The organism is Nocardioides sp. URHA0032, assembly GCF_000620645.1.
GTDB lineage: Bacteria > Actinomycetota > Actinomycetes > Propionibacteriales > Nocardioidaceae > Nocardioides.
In genome coordinates this window covers 1-9256 of the sequence record NZ_JIAV01000004.1, presented here as the reverse complement: position 1 = coordinate 9256, position 9256 = coordinate 1, and the positions used below count along the sequence as shown (strand labels likewise).

General features: G+C 66.4%; 15 protein-coding genes. 10 read left to right on the top strand and 5 right to left on the bottom strand.

Translation table 11 applies throughout. The annotated features are described in order from the left end of the window. Positions 1-48 precede the first annotated feature (48 nt). Positions 49-1239: a tyrosine-type recombinase/integrase gene (locus N538_RS23420; RefSeq protein WP_081790224.1), complete on the bottom strand. Its 1191-nt coding sequence runs from the start codon at positions 1237-1239 to the stop codon at positions 49-51. Next, positions 1239-1787: a helix-turn-helix domain-containing protein gene (locus tag N538_RS27080; protein WP_155991927.1), complete on the bottom strand. Its 549-nt coding sequence runs from the start codon at positions 1785-1787 to the stop codon at positions 1239-1241. The genes N538_RS23420 and N538_RS27080 overlap by 1 nt, the downstream gene beginning before the upstream one ends. Before the next feature lie 142 nt (positions 1788-1929). On the opposite strand from N538_RS27080, the gene N538_RS0101885 reads away from it, so the two are divergent. From N538_RS0101885 to N538_RS0101850, 9 genes are all read left to right on the top strand, one after another. Next, positions 1930-2112, top strand: coding sequence for a helix-turn-helix domain-containing protein (locus N538_RS0101885; RefSeq protein ID WP_028635881.1), 183 nt, complete (start codon positions 1930-1932; stop codon positions 2110-2112). After that, entirely contained in the window at positions 2112-2504 is a 393-nt protein-coding gene (locus N538_RS0101880) for a hypothetical protein (protein WP_028635880.1), read from the top strand. The genes N538_RS0101885 and N538_RS0101880 overlap by 1 nt, the downstream gene beginning before the upstream one ends. A 90-nt stretch (positions 2505-2594) precedes the next feature. Beyond that, positions 2595-3062: a hypothetical protein gene (locus N538_RS28245; protein ID WP_155991926.1), complete on the top strand. Its 468-nt coding sequence runs from the start codon at positions 2595-2597 to the stop codon at positions 3060-3062. Next, positions 3062-3214, top strand: coding sequence for a hypothetical protein (locus N538_RS28240; RefSeq protein ID WP_155991925.1), 153 nt, complete (start codon positions 3062-3064; stop codon positions 3212-3214). Before N538_RS28245 ends, N538_RS28240 begins: the two co-directional genes overlap by 1 nt. Positions 3215-3335: 121 nt before the next feature. After that, a complete protein-coding gene (locus N538_RS0101870; protein WP_028635879.1) occupies positions 3336-3527 on the top strand; it encodes a hypothetical protein in 192 nt (63 codons plus the stop codon). After that, positions 3524-4342 carry a hypothetical protein gene (locus tag N538_RS0101865; RefSeq protein ID WP_028635878.1) on the top strand — a complete coding sequence of 273 codons (819 nt, stop codon included), beginning with the start codon at positions 3524-3526 and terminating at the stop codon, positions 4340-4342. Before N538_RS0101870 ends, N538_RS0101865 begins: the two co-directional genes overlap by 4 nt. Before the next feature lie 208 nt (positions 4343-4550). Then, complete coding sequence (locus N538_RS0101860; RefSeq protein ID WP_028635877.1) at positions 4551-4814, top strand: hypothetical protein; 264 nt, start codon at positions 4551-4553, stop codon at positions 4812-4814. Next, positions 4807-7236, top strand: a complete 2430-nt coding sequence (locus N538_RS0101855; protein ID WP_028635876.1) for a phage tail protein — start codon at positions 4807-4809, stop codon at positions 7234-7236. The genes N538_RS0101860 and N538_RS0101855 overlap by 8 nt, the downstream gene beginning before the upstream one ends. 112 nt (positions 7237-7348) lie before the next feature. After that, on the top strand, positions 7349-7747 hold the full coding sequence (locus N538_RS0101850) for a hypothetical protein (protein ID WP_155991924.1): 399 nt from the start codon (positions 7349-7351) through the stop codon (positions 7745-7747). On the opposite strand, the gene N538_RS0101845 is transcribed toward N538_RS0101850, so the two are convergent. The 3 genes from N538_RS0101845 to N538_RS0101835 are packed head-to-tail and all read right to left on the bottom strand — an operon-like array spanning position 7744 to position 8580. Further along, positions 7744-8052, bottom strand: a complete 309-nt coding sequence (locus N538_RS0101845) for a hypothetical protein (protein ID WP_155991923.1) — start codon at positions 8050-8052, stop codon at positions 7744-7746. The two genes, N538_RS0101850 and N538_RS0101845, sit on opposite strands and share 4 nt — an antisense overlap. A gap of 58 nt (positions 8053-8110) precedes the next feature. Next, on the bottom strand, positions 8111-8314 hold the full coding sequence (locus N538_RS0101840; RefSeq protein WP_028635873.1) for a hypothetical protein: 204 nt from the start codon (positions 8312-8314) through the stop codon (positions 8111-8113). After that, the gene (locus N538_RS0101835) at positions 8311-8580 is read right to left on the bottom strand and encodes a hypothetical protein (protein ID WP_028635872.1); all 270 of its coding nucleotides are present in this window, start codon (positions 8578-8580) and stop codon (positions 8311-8313) included. The genes N538_RS0101840 and N538_RS0101835 overlap by 4 nt, the downstream gene beginning before the upstream one ends. A gap of 359 nt (positions 8581-8939) precedes the next feature. Here N538_RS0101835 and N538_RS0101830 point away from each other — a divergent pair, with 359 nt between their 5' ends. Beyond that, positions 8940-9119: a helix-turn-helix transcriptional regulator gene (locus tag N538_RS0101830; protein WP_028635871.1), complete on the top strand. Its 180-nt coding sequence runs from the start codon at positions 8940-8942 to the stop codon at positions 9117-9119. The last annotated feature ends 137 nt before the right edge of the window (positions 9120-9256 follow it).

The following is a 9256-nucleotide window of genomic DNA, read 5'->3' as shown; positions in this document are numbered from 1 at the left end:
GGAGACCAAGAAGGCTTGAGCTCGCGCACAGGCCGCTGGCCTGCGCTTTCACTCACTGGACGCCGCCTCAGTCCGCACAGAGTCCGCACGGGCACTGAACGGATCGAGCGCGGCGTCCAGCACGTTCCGGGTTCGGTCCTCGTCGCCCGGCCACAGGTGCGAGTAGGTCCGCAGCGTGATGACCGCCGAGGCGTGGCCGAGGAATGCCTGTACCTGCTTCACCGAGGCGCCGCCCGAGATCAACGCGGACGCCGCGAAGTGGCGGAAGGAGTGCGACGTCAGGTCAACACCGGCCGACACTGCCGCCGGGGCGAGGAGCTTCTTCCAGCGCTGGTAGGTCAGCGGATCGCCGAGCTCGTCGACGAACAGCGGGCGCGCCGGGTCCGGTGCCTCACCGTCGGCGACCTCCGCGGCGGTTGCTCCAAATGGAGCGGTTGCGGCGTTGTAGTCCTTCAGGTAGGCGGCCAGCGCGTCGACGACGACCTGGCCGATCGGCACCGTGCGGCGTGACGCCTTCGACTTCAACGGCGCCACCTGGTTCGACTGCAACCGCTGGCGCTGGACTCGGATCGTCTTGCGCAGGAAGTCCACGTCCTCGACGCGAAGGCCAAGCAGTTCCCCGATGCGCAGGCCCGAACCGGCGAGAACAACGGGGATGACCCGCCACCGCTCATCGAGCGCGGCGCGGACCTTCTCAACCTCCTCGACGGTCGGGATCTCGACCTCGTCGTCGTGGTCCTTCGGGAGAGCGATCCGGCGGCAAGGGCTGGTCGCGATCACCCGGTCTTCGACCGCCGCATCGAGCACCCGCTGGAGCACCTCGTAGATGTTGCGGATGCTGCCGGCGCCCAGGGTGCGCGCCGGCAGGTCATCGGTTGCCGGCCGGATCTCCTTGGCCTCGAGCGCCTTGACGAACGCCTGAACATCGGACCGTCGGATGCTCGCGATCTTGCGATCACCCAAGGTCGGGAGGATGTGGACGCGGAGGGCGTTGTCCGTGATGCGCCTAGTGCCCTCGGAGGCGACCTGTAGCGCCTCCCAGCGGGTCGCATAGGCACGGAGGGTCTCCCGTCCGGCCTTCGGGTCCGCCCAGTCGCCTCGGACGATGCTGGCGGTCTGCTGGTCGATCCACGTCTGAGCATCGGTCTTCCGGTCGAAGTGCCGTGCGTGTTCCTTGCCGTCCTCGTCGCGGTAACGGGCGCGCCACTTGCCGTTGTCGCGCTTCTTGATGCTGGCCATCAGTCGGGCCTGTTCGCACGACGCTCGGCCGCTAGCGCCTCAATCGCCTCGTCCTCGAGCTTCTGGAAAGACTCGACCGGCACGGCTCCAGCAAGCACCATCGCCCTGATCGCGTCAGCCTCAACTTCGGTCTCGGCCTGCCCTGTCGCCCACTCGCTCACGCGGCGGTAGAAGGGCTCCAGCGCATCGCTGTGAAACTCCTGAACGAACTTCGCCAACTTGGCGAACGCCTCGTCGCGACGCTCCCTGGCCGCGAATGCCTCTTGTCGCGCCTCCTCCCAGCGCTCGAACAGACGGCCCAGCTTCGCGTCGATCACGACCTCTCGAGGCAGGAGCAGGTCGCGGACGGGGGTCTCGAAGACTGTCGCGAAGGCGATGAGCTCGTCGACCGTGATTCGCCGGGGCGGGTCCGCCTTCTCGATCTTGTAGATCGCTGAGCCCTGAATGGGACATCCCACGTTGGTCATGCGCTCCGCGAGGCCTTCGTAGCTCCAGTCTCGCGCCTCGCGCTCCATGGCGACCCGGCGAGCGAGCTCGACCTCTCCCATGATGGTTCGCGGCTGATTCGGTCTCGGCATTTGCCTGCTCCTTCCTAAGCGGAACCGACATTAGCCGTATCGGCTTGCAAACGCAACCCCCGCGGGACATGCTCTTCCTAAGAGGTTCAACGGATAGCCGAGAGGGAATGCCATGAACTACCTCGTCACCGAGGAAGTCGCCGAGCTGCTGCGAACTACCCCCGAGACCGTCCGCTGGTGGAGGCACAGCAACAAGGGGCCGAAGTCGTTCAAGGTCGGTCGCCGCGTGCTCTACGCCCGCGAGGACGTCGAGACATTCATCGCAGAGGCCCGCGGGGAGCAGGTGCCTGTCTGATGGCCCGCCTGATCGCCCGTCGCGACCAGGACGCCGGCTACGTGTTCATCCGCGCCGGAGACTCCTACGCGGTGCCCGAGGGGTGTCGGTCCGTCATCAAGCGCAACGGCGGCGAGTTCTCCGGGGACACCAAGGAATGGCGAGTCTCGATCCACCGCGGCAGCGATGTCGTCGCCGCCATGCGGGTCGACGGGCACACCGTCATTACGGTCGACTCCAACAACCCCAGCCCGATGCGCACCTCGCTCGAGTGCCGATCGTGCGCAGCTCCCTACCCCGCCGGCACGCCCACCGTCTTCGACCGCGCGTGCCAGAACTGCAATGGGCGGCTTGAGCTCGTTCCCCCGCACGCTTGCGATGACGAGTGCGCGTCGTTGAAGCGGAGCGCCTGACCAGTGCCAGGCGAGCGGCCGTGGGCACGGCACTATCACGAGACCTGGCAGGAGCGGGCCGGCGATGACCGACTCCCCTACTGGCTTCGAGTGACCGCGCTTGCCTATGGCTCGCACCTCGACAACGGCCACGCCCGGTTCAAGCGGGGCGAGATCGGCATCGTGTTGGGCAAGGTCGACGCCGACACCGGCGAGCTGCTGCCGTTCACAAACGTCACGCGCTCGATCGAGACCGCGGTCGAGTACGGGTGGCTCGAGCCCGAGTCCTTCTGGGGATGCCTCGTGGTCCCCGCTCACGCCATCAAGAAGGGTGAGCACGGCCGTAAGCCGGTCTGCCCGATCCATGCGAAGCGTTGCCGCGAAGGCCGGGAAACCGCCGCCGAGCAGACGCGAACCACTCAGTCAGTGAGTGGTTCAGGCCTCGCTAACCGACAGTCAGTGAGTGGTTCGGCATCTCGAACCCTTCACTCAGTGAGCGGTTCGGAGCGCAAACCCCTCTCTTCTCTTCTCAACCGGTCCGTAGGACCGGAACGACCTCAAAGCAACAGGAGTGCTTGATGAGCATCGCCCGACCCGACGTGACCACGCCCGCCCCCGTATGGATCGAGTGCCTGGAGCCCGGATGCCCCAACGGCATCGGCGTCCACTGGCGCCACGCGGAGAACTTCACCGACCGCTTCTACTGCCCCGATCACAACAAGGAGAACTGATGCCCCGACGTACTTACAGCAGACGCTCAGGCCGCCGTCGGCCGAGCGAACCCAGTTGGGACTTCGAGTGGCTGCTCAACGAACTACGCCGACGCCACATGACCCAGAGGAGCCCCAGCGCATGAGTTTCCAGTCCGACTTCGAAGCGGCCGGTGAGGAATACGCCCGCCACCTCGAGAAGCAGCGAGAGGTCGACCGCCTCGCCGCCCTGACCATCGAGGCCCGCAAGGCCGGCAACGCGTCCGCGTTCGCCCTCGCCTTCGAGGCAGCCCTCGCAGCCCAGCACGACACCGACACCCAGGAGATCCAGTGAGCATCCAGCACCTCAACGACGTCAAGGCCATCGCCCGTGCCGCCAAGCGGATCGGTGCCCCGCTGCCCGAGCGCACCAAGCACGCACTCGCCCACCTCGACGACATCGTCGCCAACCGCCCCGCTGCACCGCAGCCCGGAGCTGCCGCCCGCGAGTTGGCACAGCACATCGGCAACCCCGTCGCCATGGACAAGGCGCTCAAGGCGAGCGCGGTCGCACTCGCCTCTGCCGATGCCGCAGCCAAGATCCACGCCCACCTCGCCGAGACCTGCGGCTCCAAGGTGCGCGGCATGATGCGCGCCCAGTCCGAGCAGATCGCCGCCGCGTTCGGCGCAGCGCTCAAGGACGACCTCGCCACGCTCAGTCGCACCGCCGGCAAGCTGCCCGCGTGGTTCCGTGTCGAGCAGGCAGCAGACCTCGACCCCGACACCTTCGCCGCGTGGACCCAGGCCCGCGACGCCTACGACCGCATCACCTCCACCCACGCCGCCCTCTCGCCGCTGTATGCCGGCGCGATCGACGCGGCTGACGGCATCCACTTCCCGGACGCTGCTGCCCGTGCCCTGCGGTTCGCCAACCCGCCGAAGCTCTCCACACCCCGTGAGGCCTACGCCTTCCGCGATGCCCTCGCCGGCCGTACCGAGCGACCGCAGACCCTCGCGGGCCAGGGCTCCGTGTTCGTCGACGGGATGTTCGCCCCGACGCTGCTCGCCCAACTCGGCGCCACCTTCGAGTGGGCCACGCCCGCCGAGGTCGCCGACCGTGTCCGAGTGGTCACGACCGGCATGACGGAGCGCGACCGCGTGAGCGCCTGATGCGTGGTGGCTGGGGCGTGCAGCGCGGGGTCACCCCCCAGCCACCTCTCGGCACAGGGCTCTTTCACACACGGAGCTCTCAGCCCCACCCGGGGGGCGACCCCTCGCCGTCAACCACCGCACCTCGGCACAGGCGGACACCCCCCATTCCGTTTTTCCACAGACCCGATCCGGTTCCGCGCACCGGGCTCCACCGAAGGGAACTCTGATGACTGAACCGAACCAGCTCGACCATCCAGCCAACAAGGCCTACATGCAGACGGCATTCCTCGTCGAGCTGCTACTGGGCAACCAGCACAACGACGTCCGCGACGTGGTCCAGGCGATGCCTGACGACGAGATCATGCCGCTGCTCGGGGCGGCTCTGATCTTCGGCGCAGAGGCGATGCGCGACCACTTCGGGAGAGACGGAGCCGTCGAGCAGATCGCGGCCATCCGCCAGCAGGTCGGACGAGGTGGTTTCAATGACTGAGGTAGCCAGCGCGTTCATCACGCTCATGCCCAGCACGAAGGGATTCTCGTCCGCAACGGAGCGGCAGATCAGCCCCGGACTGTCGAGCACCGGCAAGCGAGCAGGGTCCAAGTTCGGCAGCACGTTCAAGTCGTCCGCAATGAGCCCACTGAAGGGCCTGGTGGCCGGCTTCGGCGCCATGTTCGCCGCACAGAAGATCAGCGGCTTCCTCAAGGACTCGATCGCCGAGGCTCGAGAGGCGCAGGTCGTGACCGCGCGGACCCAGAGCGTCATCAAGTCGATGGGCCTGACAGGGAAGGTGTCGGCCGGCCAGATCGGCAGCCTGGCGATGGCGATCTCGAACAAGACCGCCGTCGATGACGAGGCGATCCAGTCCGGGCAGAACCTGCTCTTGACGTTCGGGAACATCGCCTCGAGCGCCGGCAAGGCAGGCGGCGTGTTCTCCCAGACCTCGCAGCTCATGGTGGACATGTCGGCCGCGATGGGCACCGACATGAAGTCCTCCGCGGTCCAGCTCGGCAAGGCGCTGAATGACCCGATCAAGGGCGTCTCCGCGCTCGCGAGGTCGGGCGTGAGCTTCACCGAGCAGCAGAAGGAGCAGATCAAGACACTCACCGAGTCCGGCAACGTGCTCGGCGCCCAAAACATCATCCTCGGCGAGGTCAAGAAGCAGTTCGGCGGCGCGGCTGCATCCATGGCGACACCTGCCGAGCGCGCCAAGGTGGCATTCGCCAACCTCAAGGAGCAGATCGGCACCGCCTTGCTGCCGGTGATCGACAGGCTGCTGACGTTCTTCTCCGGCAAGCTTGTTCCCGCGATCTCGAGCTTCATCTCCCAGGTGCAGTCCGGCACTGGAGCGGGCGGTGCATTCGCCTCGGCATTCCGTGGGGCCACGTCGGTCCTGAGTACCGTGTTCGGGTTCATCAACGGCAACAGGGAGGCGTTCGGGATCTTTGCCGGCACCATTCTCGCGGTCGTCGCTGCGGTGAAGATCTGGACGGCGGTGCAGACCGCGCTCAACATCGTCATGTCAGCCAACCCCGTCGGGCTGGTCGTGATCGCCCTCGCGGCGCTGGTGGCCGGTCTGGTCATGGCGTACAAGCACTCTGAGACGTTCCGCAACGTCGTCGACGGTGTCTTCGGGTTCCTCAAGACCGTCGTCGCAGCGACCATTGGATTCATCGCCGACCACTGGCAGCTCATCGTCTCCATCGTCGGTGGCCCGCTGGCCGCGATCGGGATCCTGGTCGTCAAGCACTGGGGCGCAATCAAGGGCTTCGTGATGGGCGCGGTGAGCGCGGTCATCGGGTTCGTGCGCGACCACTGGCGGCTCATCATCACCATCATTGGTGGCCCGCTCGGGTTGGCGGTGGCGCTGGTCACGAAGTACTGGGGGCAGATCAAGTCGGTCACGAGCACCGTCTGGAACGCAGTCAAGGCCGTCATCCAGACGCAGATCAACGCCGCCAAAGCCGTGGTGTCGACCGCCATTGCCGCGATCCGCGGCTACTTCAACCTCATCGGCGCCATCGTCGACAAGGTCCGCGGCTGGTTCGGCGCCATGCTGTCTGCAATCAAGTCGAAACTGGGCGAAGCCGTTCAGTTCGTCGGCAGCATCCCCGGCAAGATCAAGTCGGCCCTAGGCGACCTGAGCAACATGCTCTACTCGGCCGGTCGCGCGCTCATTGGCGGACTCATCAAGGGCATCGTTGACCGCGCCAAGGACGTTGCCGGCGCGGTCAGCGGCATCGCGGACCACGTCAAGGGGTTCTTCGGCGGCTCGCCCGTCGAGCACGGACCGCTCCTCCCGTGGAACACGGGCACCCCCGGCAAGGTGCTCATGGGCATGCTCGCCAAGGGCATCACAGACGGAGGTGCTGCGGTCAGCGATGCGGCCGGAAACGTGGCCGACACCGTCAAGAAGCACTTCGAGGGTCTTCGCGACTCGCTCAAGTCCACGCTCGAGGGCCTCAAGTCGGACTTTGCGTCCCTGAAGAGCTCGGTGGCATCGGCGTTCACCGGAGACCTGTTCTCGGCGACGAACGCGACCGACTTCCTGACCAACCTGTCCGGCACCCGCCTGAACATTGCCGCAGTCTCACGGGCGTTCCACAAGCTCGAGGGTTGGGGGCTCAAGCCGGAGTTCCTCGCCCAGTTGATTCAGTCGGGCAATGCACCGCTGATCTTGGACCTTGCTTCCGGGACGCGCAGTGACGCCCGGAGTGCCGGCGCTGAGGTCGGGGCGATCCAGTCGCTCTCCAACCAGCTCGGCGGCGCAGTAGCCAGAGACAGCTACGGACCTCGCATCGACAGGATCAGCCGTCAGCTCGACGACCTCACCAGGGCCGTCAAGCGACAGGGTCGCGAGTTCGGACGCGAAATCAATGGAGCCGTCGTGGCGGGTCACCGCGGGGCCGTGTGAGTCTCGCGCGCCTGCCACAGGACCACCTCCGGCACAGGTGCGCTGGAGGTGGTCCTGTTGAGTTCTGTCATTTGCCCCGACGAGCCCTGAAGCCGGGGATATGGTCCGCCACATGAACCTGACTCGGTTGACCACCCCGCAGCGCATCTCCCTCGGCTCAATGATCGTCGTGATGATCGCGGCCTTCCTGCCGTGGGTCTCCCTTTTCGGGATCAGTGCCCGGGGAACCGACGGGGACGGAGTGATCACACTCGTCCTCGCCCTGGTCGGCCTCGGTGTCTTGGCCGTCACCTCACGAGCGTTCCGACCCGAGAAGGTCGCAGGGAAGCCCTCCCAGATCACCCTCATCGTCCTGGCCGCACTCGTGGCCCTCGTAGGCATCTTCGACATGAACGGCGCGGCCGCGATCGGCCTCTACCTCACCCTGTTCGCTGGGCTCGCGTGGCTTGTCGGCGCCATCTGGCAATTGGCGGCCGGCTCCCGCACTGTTTCAGTGAACGCAGATCACTAGTCGGATAGGAAGCTGGCGACGGTCTCGCGGATCGTCGCAAGTGTGGCGTCCGGGTCGGCGTTATAACTCTCTGCCAGCGATCGTGCCAGCAGCGTGATGATCGCGAGCGACGCGCCGAGGACCGGGACCGCGTCGACCTCGACCTCCCCGGTTCCGTCGTCGATGGTCGCCGTGATCGCATCAACGTCGCGGAGGCGCTGGAGTGCGAGTTTCACGGCGGCAGCATTCTCTGGAGTGTCCCCCTGTTCGTGATCGAACGCGCTTACTGCGTCCAGGAGGACCATGGCTGCCTGTCGCTGACTCACGGACGTCACGATGACACAGAACCGCCCCGGCACTCCGGCGCCGGGGCGGTTCTGTGTCTCAGCGATACAGACCCTTCGCGCTCTCCCGCCCGAGGGTGAACGCATTCATCTCCGCCTTCCCGATGCTTGAGCGCCGCGTGACCACGATGGGCGACAACGCGACAAGCGCGTCCAGCCGGTTGAGCACCCGATCAGCGAACGACAGGCGGTCATCCTGTTGTAGGACGAGCTCGGGACGCAGCGGGATCACCTCGGCGGTCATCGGGCGATCCCCTCTGCGAGGTCGCAGGCCATGAGTAGCGCCTCTCCGAGCCGGCGCGCGTCCGGGACCTGGAGACCCACCTCGGCGAGGAACCCGGGGCAGATGTTCTCCGCGTAGATCTCGTCTGCCCAGTCGTCTCCGTTGTCGTGGCGGAAGCCCTCGACTCGCACGTTGATCGACTCATCGTGCGGGTTGTCGCCGATCAACGGGTGCCACGCGTCGACGGTCGGACTGTGGTGATAGACGCCCGCGTCCTCGGGGTGCATCGGGCGGCCATCGTCGCGGAAGCGGACCTCGTCGTGCTCGCCCCCGCACCAGGAGGGGCAGACATCGCCGAGTCGGACGGAATCACTAGCGCACATGGGCGCAGGGGTAGTACGTTCTGCGTTAGACATTGCATCCCTTTCGAGGGGAATCTGGCCCCGGTGGAGTTGCAGCTCCCCGGGGTCGCTTCTTTTCTCTGGCTAGAGAAGGGCGGCCGCTGGCGCCCCTGTGGCTGCGTCCGCGTGATTAGCGGACGGCGAAAGACTTAACTCGCATTTCCTCCAAGTTGGGGTTGACAGCGTCAAGACCCCAAACCCTCACCTCCATCCCTTGACTGTGTCAATGCCCTAGCGTCCGCCCCGTGGCAGAGCGCCTGATGGGCATCAGCGAAATCGCCGAGCTCCTTGGCGTGAGCCGTCAGCGCGCCCACCAGTTGGCCGCGTCCCACGGCTTTCCCGAGCCCGTGGCGCGACTCGCACAGGGTCCGGTGTGGGAGACGGCGGAAGTCGAGAAGTGGGCCAGGGAGACCGGCCGCCTCTAGTCCGCAGACAGTCCGCAAGACGTCCGAGAACCGCCAACGGTCCCCAACGCATCTGGGCTGGTCAGGGCACAACAGCCACCGGTTGCCAACGGTTGCCACTGAGCGGGACCTACAAGGAGACCAAGAAGGCTTGAGCT

Bases quoted from the DNA above. Each gene is read 5' to 3' on its own strand.
- N538_RS23420 (WP_081790224.1), bottom strand. From the start codon at position 1,239: ATGGCCAGCATCAAGAAGCGCGACAACGGCAAGTGGCGCGCCCGTTAC.
- N538_RS27080 (WP_155991927.1), bottom strand. From the start codon at position 1,787: ATGGGAGAGGTCGAGCTCGCTCGCCGGGTCGCCATGGAGCGCGAGGCG.
- N538_RS0101885 (WP_028635881.1), top strand. From the start codon at position 1,930: ATGAACTACCTCGTCACCGAGGAAGTCGCCGAGCTGCTGCGAACTACC.
- N538_RS0101880 (WP_028635880.1), top strand. From the start codon at position 2,112: ATGGCCCGCCTGATCGCCCGTCGCGACCAGGACGCCGGCTACGTGTTC.
- N538_RS28240 (WP_155991925.1), top strand. From the start codon at position 3,062: ATGAGCATCGCCCGACCCGACGTGACCACGCCCGCCCCCGTATGGATC.
- N538_RS0101870 (WP_028635879.1), top strand. From the start codon at position 3,336: ATGAGTTTCCAGTCCGACTTCGAAGCGGCCGGTGAGGAATACGCCCGC.
- N538_RS0101860 (WP_028635877.1), top strand. From the start codon at position 4,551: ATGACTGAACCGAACCAGCTCGACCATCCAGCCAACAAGGCCTACATG.
- N538_RS0101855 (WP_028635876.1), top strand. From the start codon at position 4,807: ATGACTGAGGTAGCCAGCGCGTTCATCACGCTCATGCCCAGCACGAAG.
- N538_RS0101850 (WP_155991924.1), top strand. From the start codon at position 7,349: ATGAACCTGACTCGGTTGACCACCCCGCAGCGCATCTCCCTCGGCTCA.
- N538_RS0101840 (WP_028635873.1), bottom strand. From the start codon at position 8,314: ATGACCGCCGAGGTGATCCCGCTGCGTCCCGAGCTCGTCCTACAACAG.
- N538_RS0101835 (WP_028635872.1), bottom strand. From the start codon at position 8,580: ATGCACCCCGAGGACGCGGGCGTCTATCACCACAGTCCGACCGTCGAC.